General features: G+C 68.9%; 13 protein-coding genes. 12 read left to right on the top strand and 1 reads right to left on the bottom strand.

Annotated elements, in window-relative coordinates:
- Window positions 1–214 precede the first annotated feature (214 nt).
- A complete protein-coding gene (locus tag ACGFNI_RS14610) occupies window positions 215–1,045 on the bottom strand; it encodes a C40 family peptidase (RefSeq protein WP_393683722.1) in 831 nt (276 codons plus the stop codon).
- A gap of 723 nt (window positions 1,046–1,768) precedes the next feature.
- Here ACGFNI_RS14610 and ACGFNI_RS14605 point away from each other — a divergent pair.
- Genes ACGFNI_RS14605 through nuoL form a run of 12 tightly spaced genes read left to right on the top strand, consistent with a single transcriptional unit; the run spans window position 1,769 to window position 14,575 of the window.
- Window positions 1,769–2,128, top strand: a complete 360-nt coding sequence (locus ACGFNI_RS14605) for an NADH-quinone oxidoreductase subunit A (protein ID WP_030262580.1) — start codon at window positions 1,769–1,771, stop codon at window positions 2,126–2,128.
- A 9-nt stretch (window positions 2,129–2,137) separates the two neighbouring features.
- Window positions 2,138–2,692, top strand: coding sequence for a NuoB/complex I 20 kDa subunit family protein (locus ACGFNI_RS14600; protein ID WP_393683720.1), 555 nt, complete (start codon window positions 2,138–2,140; stop codon window positions 2,690–2,692).
- Window positions 2,689–3,411 (top strand): NADH-quinone oxidoreductase subunit C, encoded by a 723-nt coding sequence (locus ACGFNI_RS14595; RefSeq protein ID WP_393683718.1) that lies wholly within the window; start codon window positions 2,689–2,691, stop codon window positions 3,409–3,411. The genes ACGFNI_RS14600 and ACGFNI_RS14595 overlap by 4 nt, the downstream gene beginning before the upstream one ends.
- Window positions 3,411–4,760, top strand: a complete 1,350-nt coding sequence (locus ACGFNI_RS14590; protein ID WP_393683716.1) for an NADH-quinone oxidoreductase subunit D — start codon at window positions 3,411–3,413, stop codon at window positions 4,758–4,760. The genes ACGFNI_RS14595 and ACGFNI_RS14590 overlap by 1 nt, the downstream gene beginning before the upstream one ends.
- Window positions 4,761–4,786: 26 nt before the next feature.
- Window positions 4,787–5,668 carry an NADH-quinone oxidoreductase subunit NuoE gene (gene nuoE, locus ACGFNI_RS14585; protein WP_393683896.1) on the top strand — a complete coding sequence of 294 codons (882 nt, stop codon included), beginning with the start codon at window positions 4,787–4,789 and terminating at the stop codon, window positions 5,666–5,668.
- The gene (gene nuoF / locus ACGFNI_RS14580) at window positions 5,668–7,023 is read left to right on the top strand and encodes an NADH-quinone oxidoreductase subunit NuoF (RefSeq protein ID WP_393683714.1); all 1,356 of its coding nucleotides are present in this window, start codon (window positions 5,668–5,670) and stop codon (window positions 7,021–7,023) included. Before nuoE ends, nuoF begins: the two co-directional genes overlap by 1 nt.
- Window positions 7,020–9,527: an NADH-quinone oxidoreductase subunit G gene (locus ACGFNI_RS14575; RefSeq protein WP_393683712.1), complete on the top strand. Its 2,508-nt coding sequence runs from the start codon at window positions 7,020–7,022 to the stop codon at window positions 9,525–9,527. The genes nuoF and ACGFNI_RS14575 overlap by 4 nt, the downstream gene beginning before the upstream one ends.
- Window positions 9,524–10,921: an NADH-quinone oxidoreductase subunit NuoH gene (gene nuoH / locus ACGFNI_RS14570; protein WP_393683711.1), complete on the top strand. Its 1,398-nt coding sequence runs from the start codon at window positions 9,524–9,526 to the stop codon at window positions 10,919–10,921. The genes ACGFNI_RS14575 and nuoH overlap by 4 nt, the downstream gene beginning before the upstream one ends.
- Complete coding sequence (nuoI, locus tag ACGFNI_RS14565; RefSeq protein ID WP_393683710.1) at window positions 10,887–11,531, top strand: NADH-quinone oxidoreductase subunit NuoI; 645 nt, start codon at window positions 10,887–10,889, stop codon at window positions 11,529–11,531. Before nuoH ends, nuoI begins: the two co-directional genes overlap by 35 nt.
- On the top strand, window positions 11,528–12,382 hold the full coding sequence (locus ACGFNI_RS14560; RefSeq protein ID WP_393683708.1) for an NADH-quinone oxidoreductase subunit J: 855 nt from the start codon (window positions 11,528–11,530) through the stop codon (window positions 12,380–12,382). The genes nuoI and ACGFNI_RS14560 overlap by 4 nt, the downstream gene beginning before the upstream one ends.
- On the top strand, window positions 12,379–12,678 hold the full coding sequence (gene nuoK / locus ACGFNI_RS14555; protein WP_227046425.1) for an NADH-quinone oxidoreductase subunit NuoK: 300 nt from the start codon (window positions 12,379–12,381) through the stop codon (window positions 12,676–12,678). Before ACGFNI_RS14560 ends, nuoK begins: the two co-directional genes overlap by 4 nt.
- Window positions 12,679–12,691: 13 nt before the next feature.
- The gene (gene nuoL, locus ACGFNI_RS14550) at window positions 12,692–14,575 is read left to right on the top strand and encodes an NADH-quinone oxidoreductase subunit L (RefSeq protein ID WP_393683706.1); all 1,884 of its coding nucleotides are present in this window, start codon (window positions 12,692–12,694) and stop codon (window positions 14,573–14,575) included.
- The last annotated feature ends 2 nt before the right edge of the window (window positions 14,576–14,577 follow it).

The raw sequence follows: 14,577 nt of genomic DNA, 5'->3' as shown, positions 1-14,577 counted from the left end.
CCGTCCGGCGGGGGCCGCGTGCTGGGGGCCGACGGCGAACGGCTGAGCTGCGCGGCGGACGCGCGAAGGGCCGCCCCTCCCGAGCGGGGGAGGGGCGGCCCTTTTCAGGCGCTATGGGACATGAGCGGCATAACGCGCTGCCCGTGTCCGTGAGTTGTCGCCGGAGCGTGCCGGGGTGCCGCGTGCTTCAGGGGCTCGCGGCGCTCAGGGCGGCTCAGAGGACACGGACGGCACCCGTGGGCTGGTCGTAGCTCAGCGGACGCTCGACGATGCCTGTGCTGGAGTTCTGGGCGCCGATGAAGTTGCCGTTACCGACGTAGACACCCACGTGGTACGCGCTGCCCGCGCTGCCCCAGTAAAGGAGGTCGCCGACCTGGAGGTTGTCCAGGCCGACCTGGGTGCCGGCGGTCGACTGGCTCTGCGAGACGCGCGGCAGGCTGATGCCGATCTGGCGGAACGCGGCCTGGGTGAGGCCGGAGCAGTCGTAAGCGGCGGGGCCGGTGGAGCCCATCACGTACGCCTTGCCGATCTGGGCGCGCAGGAAGGAGACCAGGGCGGAGGTGCTGCCGCTGGAGGCCGGTGCCGTCGTCTCGGACGTCCCGGAGGTGGCCGGCGTGGAGGCGCCGACGAGGGCGGTGCGCTCGGAGGAGCGCGAAGCGCGGGCCTGCGCCTCCTCCTTGGCCTTCTGCTCCGCCTCGGCCTTGGCCTTCTTCTTGGCCTCGGCCTTCTTCTCCGCCTCTGTCTGGTCCTTCTTCGCGGTCTTGGCGGCCGTCGTCAGGGCGCTGTCCTGCGCGGCCTGACGCTCGTAGGAGAGCGCGACCTGCTGGGTGGTGTCGGCGCTCTCGGCGAGGTCGGCGGCGAGCGCCGTGGTGATGGTCGGCATCTCCTGGGTTTCGGAGACCGGCTTCTCGGCGGCGTTGGCGGGCACGTTGGCGCCGGCCACCGCGAGGGTGAGGATGCCACCGGTCACTCCCGCACGCAGTGCCCGCGAGGACGCGGAACGGCGGGGCTTCCGGTGGCTGGGTATGAGTGCGTTCGGGGACATGGCACCACGGCTATCAGGAGCCACAGGGTGCTGCCAACAAAGGTGGCCTGCACCACACTTGACGCGTACACGGTGAACAAAACGGACTTTTGACTGTCCGTCGACTCGGCAACGCGATGCCCGAATTTCGTGATCATGTTCCTACGCATGGCATTTGCAGCCGATACGGGGGTCCGGGGGCGCCTATCACCTCTCCACGCGCCACGCCAAGGCTTCCCGCGAGTCAAGGAGTTATGACGCGAAGCCGCGTGGGATAGCTCACTCCTGAGTGTCCGTTATGTTCCCGTGACCTCTCGTCGGCGCGTGTTCGTGAACGCGTGCACGTACGGACGATCACGGCGGGATCACGAGCGGGTCACGCCTGCGGGTGTGCTGCGTATAGCAGTTGACGGCGTCCAGTGCCAATTTGCTTGTATCGGCCATGTCTTGATAGTGGCGTTGCCGTCCTGACCAGCGGTAACCCGCGTGAATATCACCTCTCGTGATCACTCGCGTGCTTCACGTACGAAGATCACCGCTCATCCGACTTCATGATCCTTCGTCAGGTGGTGGAGATCACAAAGACGTTGGCGTACCCCGTGTCGCAGATCACAGACCGTCGGGCATAAGATGCAGGCGGTTCGGGCTTGTGAACTGCCTCACATGCGCGCGATCTCCATGAGGTGAAGATCGAGTCCGGGCGGACCGCCATCCAGTCATCGTCGACTGAAGGGAGCGAGGACGGTGAACGCCTATGCGCCCATCCTCGTACTGGGTGCCCTCGGGGCAGGCTTTGCGATCTTCTCTGTCGTGATGGCCACGCTCGTCGGGCCCAGGCGCTACAACCGGGCCAAGCTCGAAGCGTACGAATGCGGAATCGAGCCGACCCCGCAGCCGTCCGGCGGCGGTCGATTTCCGATCAAGTACTACCTGACGGCGATGCTGTTCATCGTCTTCGACATCGAGATCGTCTTCCTCTACCCCTGGGCCGTCACCTTCGACGCCCTGGGGCTGTTCGGGCTCGTCGAGATGCTCCTCTTCGCGCTCACCGTCTTCGTCGCCTACGCCTACGTCTGGCGTCGTGGCGGCCTGGAATGGGACTAGGGGCCACCAATGGGACTTGAAGAGAAGCTGCCCAGCGGCTTTTTGCTGACCACTGTCGAGCAGGCCGCGGGCTGGGTGCGCAAGTCGTCGGTCTTCCCCGCGACCTTCGGGCTCGCCTGCTGCGCCATCGAGATGATGACGACCGGCGCCGGGCGCTACGACCTGGCGCGCTTCGGCATGGAGGTCTTCCGCGGGTCGCCGCGGCAGGCGGACCTGATGATCGTGGCCGGCCGGGTGAGCCAGAAGATGGCGCCCGTTCTGCGGCAGGTCTACGACCAGATGCCGAACCCGAAGTGGGTGATTTCCATGGGGGTTTGCGCCTCATCGGGCGGAATGTTCAATAATTACGCGATTGTTCAGGGCGTCGACCACATTGTTCCGGTTGATATCTATTTGCCGGGTTGCCCGCCGCGTCCCGAGATGCTGCTGGACTCCATCCTCAAGCTGCACCAGAAGATCCAGGAGACCAAGCTCGGGGTCAATCAGCAGGAGGCGGCCCGCGAGGCGGAGGAAGCCGCGCTCAAGGCGCTCCCGACGATCGAGCTGAAGGGGCTGCTGCGGTGAGCGAGCAGGACGACCCGAACGCGCCCGGCCAGAACGTCCCGGCGCAGCGCGACAACGCAGGCGACCTCATCGCCACCCGCCACGGCATGTTCGGCGCCGCCAACGGCGACGACACCTCCGGATACGGCGGCCTCGTACGCACCGTAAGGCTGCCCGGCGCGAGCGGCCGGCCGTACGGCGGCTGGTTCGACGAGGTCGCCGACGAACTGGAAGGCGCCCTGGAGGAACAGGGCCTGGTCCCCGAGAACGTCATCGACAAGACCGTCGTCGACCGGGACGAGCTGACCTTCCACATCGAGCGGGAGCACCTCCCGGTCGTCGCCAGGACGCTGCGCGACGACCCGGCGCTGCGCTTCGAGTTGTGCACCGGCGTGAGCGGCGTGCACTTCCCCGGCGACAAGGGCCGCGAGCTGCACGCCGTTTACCACCTGCGCTCGATCACCCACAACCGGCTGATCCGGCTGGAGGTCTCCGCCCCCGACACGGATCCGCATGTGCCCTCGCTCGTGGAGGTGTATCCCACCAACGACTGGCACGAGCGCGAGACCTACGACTTCTTCGGTCTCATCTTCGACGGCCATCCGGCGCTGACGCGGATCATGATGCCCGACGACTGGCAGGGCTTCCCGCAGCGCAAGGACTACCCGCTCGGCGGCATCCCCGTCGAGTACAAGGGCGCCCAGATCCCGGCTCCCGACCAGCGGAGGTCGTACAGCTGATGTCCCCTTCCCCCACCCCCGAAGCGCCGTCCGCTTCGCAGGCGTCCGGCCGCGAGACGACCGAGGGCACCGTCTACACCGTCACCGGCGGCGACTGGGACGAGGTCGCGGCGGCCGCCGCGAAGTCGGACGACGAGCGCATCATCGTCAACATGGGCCCCCAGCACCCCTCCACGCACGGCGTGCTGCGGCTCATCCTGGAGATCGACGGCGAGACCGTCACCGAGGCCCGCTGCGGCATCGGCTACCTCCACACCGGCATCGAGAAGAACCTCGAATACCGGACCTGGACCCAGGGCACCACGTTCGTCACCCGGATGGACTACCTCACGCCGTTCTTCAACGAGACGGCGTACTGCCTGGCCGTGGAGAAGCTGCTCGGCATCACCGACCAGGTGCCGGACCGCGCCTCGGTCATCCGCGTGCTGCTGATGGAGCTGAACCGGCTCTCCTCCCACCTCGTGGCCATCGCCACCGGCGGCATGGAGCTGGGCGCCACCACCATCATGATCTACGGCTTCCGCGACCGTGAACTCATCCTCGACATCTACGAGTTGATCACCGGCCTGCGGATGAACCACGCCTACATCCGGCCCGGCGGGCTCGCCCAGGACCTGCCGCCCGGCGCCGTCGACCAGGTGCGCGCCCTGATCAAGAAGATGCGCAAGAACCTTCCCGAGTACGACAAGCTCGCCAGCGGCAACCCCGTCTTCAAGGGCCGCATGGAGGGCATCGGCTACCTCGACCTGGCCGGCTGCATGGCCACCGGCGCCACCGGGCCCCTCATCCGCTCCGCTGGCCTGCCGCACGACCTGCGCAAGACGCAGCCCTACTGCGGCTACGAGAACTACGACTTCGAGGTGCCGACCGCCGACACCTGCGACGCCTACGGGCGGTTCCTGATCCGCCTGGAGGAGATGCGCCAGTCGCTGCGGATCGTCGAGCAGTGCCTGGACCGTCTTGAGCCGGGCCCCGTCATGGTCGCGGACAAGAAGATCGCCTGGCCCGCCCAACTGGCCCTGGGGCCGGACGGACTCGGCAACTCCCTCGACCACATCAAGAAGATCATGGGCACCTCGATGGAGGCCCTCATCCACCACTTCAAGCTGGTGACGGAGGGCTTCCGGGTGCCGGCGGGGCAGGCGTACTCCGCCGTGGAATCCCCCAAGGGCGAGCTGGGGGTGCACGCCGTCAGCGACGGCGGCACCCGCCCCTACCGGGTGCACTTCCGCGACCCGTCCTTCACCAACCTTCAGGCCATGGCGGCGATGTGCGAAGGCGGCCAGGTCGCCGACGTCATCGTCGCCGTCGCATCCATCGACCCCGTGATGGGAGGCGTCGACCGGTGAATGAGACCACTGCGACGAGCCTGGGCATGCCTCAGCTCCCCGCCCCCGACTACCCGGCCGACGTACGGGCCCGGCTCGAAGCCGACGCCAAGGAGGTGATCGCCCGCTATCCCGGCTCGCGTTCGGCGCTGCTGCCGCTGCTGCACCTCGTACAGGCCGAGGAAGGGTACGTCACCAGGACCGGCATCCGCTTCTGCGCCGAACAGCTCGACCTGACCACCGCCGAGGTCACCGCGGTCGTGACCTTCTACACCATGTACCGCCGCCGGGCGAGCGGCGACTACCAGGTCGGGGTCTGCACCAACACGCTCTGCGCCGTCATGGGCGGCGACGCCATCTTCGACGAACTCAAGGAGCACCTCGGCGTCGGCAACGGCGAAACCACCGAGGACGGCGCCGTCACCCTCGAACACATCGAGTGCAACGCGGCCTGCGACTTCGCGCCCGTCGTGATGGTGAACTGGGAGTTCTTCGACAACCAGACGCCGCAGTCCGCCAAGCGGCTGGTCGACGACCTCCGGGCGGGACGCACCGTCGAGCCCACCCGGGGCGCGCCGCTGTGCACCTTCAAGGAGACGGCGCGGATGCTGGCCGGCTTCCCCGACCAGCGCCCGGGAGCCGTCGAGGCCACCGGCGGCGCGGGCCCCGCCTCGCTGGTCGGACTGCGCCTGGCCAAGGGCGAACCCGTCACCGGACGCGGCACCGACCACGTCATCGCGCCGCGCGCCACCACGGACGGCACCCCGGACGCGCCGCGCGCCGACGCACCGACCACGGGCGAACCGCCGTCCGGCCGCCCGGCCGAAGAGGCGTCGGGCGGGCACCCCAGCTCGCACGACGCACCGCAGCAGACCTCGGCGTCCGATGTGGAGCACCCGTCCGGGCCCACAGCCGAGGAGGGGGAGTGATGACGGTGGCAGCCGAGATCAACGAGACCAGCCCGGAGAAGATCCTCGCGCCGGTCCTGTCCGCCTTCTGGGACCAGCCCGATTCCTGGACCCTGGAGACCTACCGGCGGCACGAGGGCTACGAGGGCATGCGCAAGGCCCTCGCCATGGCTCCTGACGACGTCATCGCGTACGTCAAGGACGCCGGACTGCGCGGTCGCGGCGGCGCAGGCTTCCCGACCGGCATGAAATGGCAGTTCATCCCGCAGGGCGACGGCAAACCGCACTATCTAGTTGTCAACGCCGACGAGTCGGAGCCCGGGACCTGCAAGGACATCCCGCTCCTCTTCGCGAACCCGCATTCCCTCATCGAGGGGATCGTCATCGCCTGTCACGCGATCCGGTCGAACCATGCCTTCATCTACCTGCGCGGTGAGGTCGTGCCCGTCCTGCGGCGGCTGCACGAGGCGGTGCGTGAGGCGTACGCGGCGGGCTTCCTCGGGAAGGACATCCTCGGGTCGGGCCTCGACCTGGACGTGATCGTGCACGCGGGCGCCGGCGCGTACATCTGCGGTGAGGAAACCGCGCTGCTCGACTCACTGGAGGGCCGTCGCGGACAGCCCAGGCTGCGTCCTCCCTTCCCCGCGGTGGCCGGCCTGTACGCCTGCCCCACTGTCGTGAACAACGTCGAATCCATCGCGTCGGTTCCCGCCATCATGAACAAGGGAAAAGACTGGTTCAGGTCGATGGGCAGCGAGAAGTCCCCGGGCTTCACGCTGTACTCGCTCAGCGGCCACGTCACCAACCCCGGCCAGTACGAAGCCCCGTTGGGCATCACGCTGCGCCAGCTGCTCGACATGAGCGGCGGCATCCGGCGCGGCCACCGGCTGAAGTTCTGGACGCCTGGCGGCTCCTCGACCCCGATGTTCACCGACGAGCACCTCGACGTCCCGCTCGACTACGAAGGCGTCGGCGCGGCCGGCTCGATGCTCGGCACCAAGGCGCTCCAGTGCTTCGACGAGACCACCTGCGTCGTGCGCGCGGTCACCCGCTGGACCGAGTTCTACGCGCACGAGTCCTGCGGGAAGTGCACGCCCTGCCGCGAAGGCACGTACTGGCTGGTGCAGTTGCTGCGTGACATCGAGGCCGGCAAGGGCGTGATGGACGACCTCGACAAGCTGAACGACATCGCCGACAACATCAACGGCAAGTCCTTCTGCGCCCTCGGCGACGGCGCCGCCTCGCCGATCTTCTCCTCGCTGAAGTACTTCCGCGAGGAGTACGAGCAGCACATCACAGGCAAGGGCTGCCCCTTCGACCCCGCCAAGTCGACCGTCTGGGCCGACAACGACGCTCACCTGGGGGTGAATGCATGACCGTCACGACCAATGCTCCCAACGGGGGCGGCGAGGCGGCGAAACCGCCGGAGGACCTCGTCTCCCTGACGATCGACGGCATCGAGATCTCGGTCCCCAAGGGGACGCTGGTCATCCGCGCCGCCGAACTCCTCGGCATCGAGATCCCGCGCTTCTGCGACCACCCGCTGCTGGACCCGGCAGGCGCCTGCCGTCAGTGCATCGTCGAGGTCGAGGGCCAGCGCAAGCCGATGGCCTCCTGCACCATCACCTGCACCGACGGCATGGTCGTCAAGTCGCAGCTCACCTCCCCGGTGGCCAAGAAGGCCCAGCGCGGAGTGATGGAACTGCTGCTGATCAACCACCCGTTGGACTGCCCGGTCTGCGACAAGGGCGGCGAGTGCCCGCTGCAGAACCAGGCGATGCAGGTCGGCGACCCGGACAGCCGCTTCGACGGCAAGAAGCGGACGTTCGAGAAGCCGGTGCCGATCTCCACCCAGGTCCTGCTGGACCGCGAGCGCTGCGTGCTGTGCGCGCGCTGCACCCGCTTCAGCAACCAGATCGCCGGCGACCCGATGATCGAGCTGCTCGAACGCGGCGCCCTCCAGCAGGTCGGCACCGGCGAGGGCGACCCGTTCGAGTCGTACTTCTCCGGCAACACCATCCAGATCTGCCCGGTCGGTGCGCTCACCTCCGCCGCGTACCGCTTCCGCTCCCGCCCCTTCGACCTGGTGTCGTCGCCGAGCGTGTGCGAACACTGCGCGGGCGGCTGTGCGACCCGTACGGACCACCGGCGCGGCAAGGTGATGCGGCGGCTGGCCGCCGACGACCCCGAGGTCAACGAGGAGTGGATCTGCGACAAGGGCAGGTTCGGCTTCCGGTACGCGCAGCAGCGTGACCGGCTGGAGACCCCGCTGGTGCGCAACCCGGAGTCCGGCGCCCTGGAGCCGGCGAGCTGGCCCGAGGCCCTGGAGGCGGCGGCCCGCGGGCTGGCGGCGGCCAAGGGGCGGGCCGGCGTGCTGACCGGCGGCCGGCTGACCGTCGAGGACGCGTACGCCTACGCCAAGTTCGCCCGGGTCGCCCTGGACACCCACGACATCGACTTCCGGGCCCGTGCGCACAGCGCGGAGGAGGCCGACTTCCTGGCGGCCCGGGTCGCGGGGCGCGGCCGTGATCTGGACGGCAGCGGGGTCACGTACACCGCCCTGGAGAAGGCGCCCGCCGTCCTGCTCGCCGGGATCGAGGCGGAGGAGGAGGCGCCCGGCGTCTTCCTGCGGCTGCGCAAGGCGTACCGCAAGAGCGGCCAGCGCACCTACGGCCTGGCCACCCACGCCTCGCGGGGCCTGACCAAGGCGGGCGGCACCCTGCTGCCGGCCGCACCCGGCACCGAAACCGAATGGCTGGACGCGCTCGCGGGCGGCGTCGGCCTGGAGGGCGAGGGGCACGCGGCGGCCGAGGCGCTGCGGGCCGACGGTGCCGTCATCGTTGTCGGCGAGCGGCTCGCGACGGTGCCGGGGGCGCTGACCGCGGCGGTCCGCGCCGCCACCGCCACCGGGGCCCGCCTGGTCTGGATCCCGCGGCGGGCCGGTGAACGCGGCGCCGTCGAGGCGGGCGCGCTGCCGGGTCTGCTGCCCGGTGGCCGTCCTGCCACCGACCCGAGGGCGCGCGACGAGGTCGCCGCCGTCTGGGGCGTGGCCCAGCTCCCGAACCGGCACGGCCGGGACACCGGCCAGATCATCGAGGCCGCGGCGACCGGCGAACTGGGCGCCCTCCTGGTGGGCGGCGTGGAACTCGCCGACCTGCCCGACCCGGCCCGCGCCAGGACGGCGCTCGACGAGGTCGGCTTCCTGGTCAGCCTGGAGCTGCGGCCGTCCGAAGTGACCGAACGGGCGGACGTGGTCCTCCCGGTGGCGGCCGTCGTGGAGAAGGCCGGCACCTTCCTCAACTGGGAGGGCAGGGCCCGGCTGTTCGAGGCCGCGCTCAAGCCGGACCAGATGACCCGCAGGCACCTGCTGCCGGACGCCCGGGTCCTGGACATGCTCGCCGACGCCCTCGACGTGCACCTGGCGCTGCCCGACGTCCACTCCGTACGCCGTGAGCTGGACCGGCTCGGCGGGCGGAGCGGGCCGTACGCGCCTGAGCCCCTGGAGAGCGGGCAGCCGGTGCCCCGCCCGCAGACCGGCGAGGCGGTGCTCGCGGGGCACCGGCTGCTGCTGGACCGGGGGCGGCTCCAGGAGGGCGACGAGGCGCTGGCCGGCACCCGGCACGCGGCCGTGGCCCGGATGTCGCAGGCCACCGCCGAGGAGACCGGCGTCAAGGACGGCGACCTCCTGGCGGTCACCGGCCCCGCGGGCGCGGTCCAACTCCCGTTGCAGGTCACGTCGATGCCCGACCGGGTGGTGTGGCTGCCGCTCAACTCCGTGGGCGGCGGCGTGGCGGCCGACACCGGGGCGCTCCCCGGTGAACTGGTGAAGATCTCCGCTGTCCCCGGTGCGCCGGAGCCGGCCGAGGAGGTGGACGCATGATGCAGCAACTCGCCCTCACCGGCGGCGCGCTGGCGCAGGAAGACCTGTCGATGTTCGGCCGCGACCCGTGGTGGCTGATCGTCATCAAGGCGGTCTTCTGCTTCGCGTTCCTGATGGTGACGGTGCTGTTCTCGATCGTCTGGGAACGCAAGGTCGTCGCCTGGATGCAGCTGCGCATCGGCCCCAACCGGCACGGCCCCTGGGGCATGCTCCAGTCGCTCGCCGACGGCATCAAGCTGATGCTGAAGGAGGATCTGGTCGTCAAGCGGGCCGACAAGGCGGTCTACATCCTGGCGCCGGTCGTCGCCGCGATCCCCGCCTTCATGGCCATCGCGGTGATCCCCTTCGGGCCCGCCGACAACGAAATCTCGATCTTCGGCCAGCGCACCCCGATGCAGCTGACCGACCTGCCGATCGGCATCCTCTACATCCTGGCCACGGCCTCGGTGGGCATCTACGGCATCGTGCTGGCCGGCTGGTCGTCGGGATCGACGTACCCGCTGCTCGGCGGGCTCCGCTCGTGCGCCCAGATGATCTCCTACGAGATCGCGATGGGCATGTCGTTCGCCGCGGTCTTCCTCTACTCCGGGTCGATGTCGACCTCGACCATCGTGGAAGCGCAGCAGAGCAGGTGGTACGTCCTGCTGCTGCCGGTCTCCTTCATCATCTACATCGTCGCGATGGTGGGCGAGACCAACCGCGCGCCGTTCGACATGCCGGAGTCCGAGGGCGATCTCGTCGGCGGCTTCAACACCGAGTACTCGTCCATCAAGTTCGCGATGTTCATGCTCGCCGAGTACATCAACATGGTCACCGTGTCGGCGGTCGCGATCACCCTCTTCCTGGGCGGCTGGAAGGCACCCTGGCCCATCTCGACGTTCTGGGAGGGCGCGAACCACGGCTGGTGGCCGCTGCTCTGGTTCACCATCAAGGTCCAGCTGCTGCTGTTCTTCTTCATCTGGCTGCGCGGCACGCTGCCACGCGTGCGCTACGACCAGTTCATGAAGCTGGGCTGGAAGGTCCTCATCCCGGTCTCGCTCCTCTGGCTGATGCTGGTGGCGACCGTCCGCGCCCTCAAGAACGAGGGCTACGCCTTCCAGCAGATCGTCCTCTACGTCGCCGGGGCCGCGGTCGCCCTGCTGCTGATCTCCCTCGTCGTGGACTTCTTCCGGCGGGGCGAGAGGGAGGCGGAGCCGGCCGGCGAGGGCGACGGTGCCGACGGCGCGTTCGACCCGATGGCCGGCGGATTCCCCGTGCCGCCGCTGCCGGGACAGGAGTTGCCACCCGTGCCGCGCCGACGGCCGCGCCACGAACGCGAGTTGATTGTCAGTGGTGGGGTGGACACTGTCAGTGACGGAAATGGACTCGACGGAAAGGGGGGCGACGGTGCCTGAGTTCCAGAACCCTGTGGCCGGCTTCGGCGTGACCTTCAAGGCCATGTTCAAGAAGCGGCTGACCGAGCAGTACCCGGAGGAGAAGAAACCGACGGCGCCGCGTTTCCACGGCCGCCATCAGCTCAACCGCCATCCCGACGGGCTGGAGAAGTGCATCGGCTGCGAGCTGTGCGCCTGGGCCTGCCCGGCGGACGCGATCTACGTCGAGGGCGCGGACAACACCCCTGAGGAGCGCTACTCACCCGGGGAGCGCTACGGCCGCGTCTACCAGATCAACTACCTGCGCTGCATCCTGTGCGGCCTGTGCATCGAGGCGTGCCCGACCCGCGCCCTGACCATGACCAACGAGTACGAACTCGCCGACAGGTCACGCGAATCGCTCATCTACACCAAGGAAGAGCTGCTCGCGGGCCTGGAGGACACCATGGTCGACTCGCCGCACGCGATCTTCCCCGGGATGACGGAGAAGGACTACTACAAGGGCCTGGTCACCGAAGCCGCACCCGGCACGGTCCGGCAGGTCGCGCACACCAAGGGCGAGATGCCCCAGGAGGCGGCCCACACGGCGGGGGACAACGAGCCCGCGTCGCCGGAGGTGATCGAACGATGAACTCCCTCGCCGCCGCGGCTTCCACGGGCGAGGCCGTGCAGTTCTGGATCCTGGGCACCGTCGCGGTCGTCGGCGCGCTGTGCACGATCCTGATGAAGCGGGCCGTGCACAGCGCACTCTCGCTCGCCGGGACCATGATCGTCCTCGCGGTGTTCTACCTCGCCAACGGCGCGTACTTCCTCGGTGTCGTCCAGGTCGTCGTCTACACCGGCGCGATCATGATGCTGTTCCTGTTCGTCGTCATGCTGGTCGGCGTCACCGCGGCCGACTCGCTCAAGGAGACGCTCAAGGGCCAGCGCTGGCTGGCCGCCGGCCTCGGCATCGGCTTCGGCATCCTGCTCATCGCCGGGATCGGCAACGCCTCGCTCAAGGAGTTCAACGGCCTGGGCGAGGCCAACGCCGGAGGCAACGTCCAGGGCCTGGCCGCCCTCATCTTCACGAAGTACGTCTTCGCCTTCGAGATCACCGGCGCCCTGCTGATCACCGCCGCCGTCGGCGCGATGGTGCTCACCCACCGGGAGCGCACGGAACGCCCCGCATCCCAGCGCGAGCAGTCCCAGGCGCGGATCCGCGAAGGCAAGCAGGTGCCGCCGCTGCCCGCCCCCGGCGTCTACGCCCGGCACAACGCCGTGGACATCCCCGGCCTGCTGCCCGACGGCAGCCCGTCCGAGCTGACCGTCAATCCCACGCTGCGCAGCCGCGGTCAGATCCGCGACGTCTCCGGGGAGTCGCTGGCCGGACTGAAGGCGCTGGAGCAGCGGTCCACGCAATGGCTGGGCCGTGAGACGGAGAAACCCCCGGCCGCACAGTCACCCACGCCGGCCGAGCCGAAGGAGGAGGCCAGCACATGAACCCGGTCTACTACCTCTATCTCGCCGCCCTGTTGTTCACCATCGGCGCGGCCGGGGTGCTGATCAGGCGGAACGCCATCGTGGTGTTCATGTGCATCGAGCTGATGCTCAACGCCTGCAACCTCGCCTTCGTCACCTTCTCGCGGATGCACGGCAATCTCGACGGCCAGATCATCGCCTTCTTCACGATGGTCGTCGCCGCGGCCGAGGTCGTGGTCGGCCTGGCGATCATCGTGACGATCTTCCGCACCCGTCATACGGCCTCGGTCGACGACGCCAGCCTGATGAAGCTGTAAGGGGTCGCACAAAGTGGAGAACTTGATCGCGCTGCTTGTCGCGGCACCGCTGGTCGGTGCGGCCCTGCTGCTGTGCGGCGGAAAACGGCTCGACCGCGCGGGCCACTGGATCGGCACGCTCCTGGCGGTGGCCTCGTTCGCCGTCGCCGCGGTGCTCTTCGCCGACATGCTCGGCAAGAGTGCCGGGGACCGCGCCCTGCACCAGCACCTGTTCAGCTGGATCCCGGTCGGCGGCTTCCGCGCCGACCTCGCCTTTCAGCTCGACCAGCTGTCGATGACCTTCGTCCTGCTGATCACCGGTGTCGGATCGCTGATCCACATCTACTCGATCGGCTACATGGAGCACGACGAGCGGCGCCGCCGCTTCTTCGGCTACCTCAACCTCTTCCTCGTGGCGATGCTGCTGCTGGTGCTCGCCGACAACTACCTCCTGCTGTACGTCGGCTGGGAGGGTGTCGGCCTCGCCTCGTACCTCCTCATCGGGTTCTGGCAGCACAAGCCAAGCGCCGCCACCGCCGCCAAGAAGGCATTTCTCGTCAACCGCGTCGGTGACGTCGGCCTGTCCATCGCGATCATGCTGATGTTCACCACCTTCGGGACCTTCGCCTTCGGCCCGGTGCTCGCCTCGACCGGCGACACGGGCGAGGGCAAGCTCACCGCCATCGGCCTGATGCTGCTGCTGGCCGCCTGCGGCAAGTCCGCCCAGGTGCCGCTCCAGTCCTGGCTGGGTGACGCGATGGAGGGCCCGACCCCGGTCTCGGCCCTGATCCACGCCGCCACCATGGTCACCGCCGGCGTGTACCTCATCACCCGCTCCGGGGCGATCTTCAACGCCGCGCCGGACGCCCAGATGGCCGTCGTCGTGGTCGGCGCCGTCACGCTCCTCTTCGGTGCGATCGTCGGTTGTGCCAAGGACGACATCAAGAAGGCGCTGGCCGGTTCGACGATGTCGCAGATCGGCTACATGATCCTGGCGGCCGGCCTCGGCCCGATCGGCTACGCCTTCGCGATCATGCACCTGGTCACCCACGGCTTCTTCAAGGCGGGCCTCTTCCTCGGCGCCGGATCCGTGATGCACGGCATGAACGACGAAGTGGACATGCGCCGTTACGGCGGTCTCCGCAGGTACATGCCGGTCACCTTCATCACCTTCGGCCTCGGGTACCTCGCGATCATCGGCTTCCCCGGTCTGTCCGGCTTCTTCTCCAAGGACAAGATCATCGAGGCGGCGTTCGCCAAGGGCGGTACCGAGGGCTGGATCCTCGGCGGAGCCGCCCTGCTGGGCGCCGCGATCACCGCGTTCTACATGACGCGCGTGATGCTGATGACGTTCTTCGGCGAGAAGCGCTGGGATCCGCAGGAGGTCCATCCGCACGAGTCGCCCAGGACCATGACGATCCCGATGATCGTGCTGGCCGTCGGATCGGTCTTCGCCGGTGGCCTGTTCAGCATCAACGACGCGTTCGTCAGCTGGCTGGAGCCGGTCACCTCCTTCGAGCACGGCCACTCGCCGCTCAGCGCGACGGCCACCACCACCGCGACGATCGTGGTGCTGCTCGTCGGCGTGGGCCTCGCCTGGCTGATGTACGGCCGCAAGCCCGTCCCCGCCGTCGCCCCGCGCGGCTCGCTGCTCACCCGCGCCGCCCGCCGCGATCTCCTCCAGGACGACTTCAACCACGTCGTCCTGGTACGCGGCGGCGAACACCTCACCCGCACCCTGGTCTACCTCGACCACTCGCTGGTGGACGGCGCGGTCAACGGCACCGCGGCCACGATGGGCGGACTCTCCGGCCGGCTGCGCCGGTTGCAGAGCGGCTTCGTCCGCTCCTACGCAGTCCAGATGTTGGGCGGGGCGGCCGTGCTCGTCGCCGCGACCCTGCTGATGAGGGGTGTCTGAGC

The sequence above is a fragment of the Streptomyces sp. NPDC048644 genome, from assembly GCF_043199105.1.
Classification (GTDB): domain Bacteria; phylum Actinomycetota; class Actinomycetes; order Streptomycetales; family Streptomycetaceae; genus Streptomyces.
The sequence above is the reverse complement of the archived record's forward strand: the minus strand, read 5'-3'. Positions and strand labels throughout refer to the sequence as shown.

Bases quoted from the DNA above. Each gene is read 5' to 3' on its own strand.
- nuoE (WP_393683896.1), top strand. From the start codon at position 4,787: ATGCCTCAGCTCCCCGCCCCCGACTACCCGGCCGACGTACGGGCCCGG.
- ACGFNI_RS14600 (WP_393683720.1), top strand. From the start codon at position 2,138: ATGGGACTTGAAGAGAAGCTGCCCAGCGGCTTTTTGCTGACCACTGTC.
- nuoK (WP_227046425.1), top strand. From the start codon at position 12,379: ATGAACCCGGTCTACTACCTCTATCTCGCCGCCCTGTTGTTCACCATC.
- ACGFNI_RS14575 (WP_393683712.1), top strand. From the start codon at position 7,020: ATGACCGTCACGACCAATGCTCCCAACGGGGGCGGCGAGGCGGCGAAA.
- ACGFNI_RS14560 (WP_393683708.1), top strand. From the start codon at position 11,528: ATGAACTCCCTCGCCGCCGCGGCTTCCACGGGCGAGGCCGTGCAGTTC.
- ACGFNI_RS14590 (WP_393683716.1), top strand. From the start codon at position 3,411: ATGTCCCCTTCCCCCACCCCCGAAGCGCCGTCCGCTTCGCAGGCGTCC.
- nuoH (WP_393683711.1), top strand. From the start codon at position 9,524: ATGATGCAGCAACTCGCCCTCACCGGCGGCGCGCTGGCGCAGGAAGAC.
- ACGFNI_RS14610 (WP_393683722.1), bottom strand. From the start codon at position 1,045: ATGTCCCCGAACGCACTCATACCCAGCCACCGGAAGCCCCGCCGTTCC.
- nuoI (WP_393683710.1), top strand. From the start codon at position 10,887: ATGGACTCGACGGAAAGGGGGGCGACGGTGCCTGAGTTCCAGAACCCT.
- nuoF (WP_393683714.1), top strand. From the start codon at position 5,668: ATGACGGTGGCAGCCGAGATCAACGAGACCAGCCCGGAGAAGATCCTC.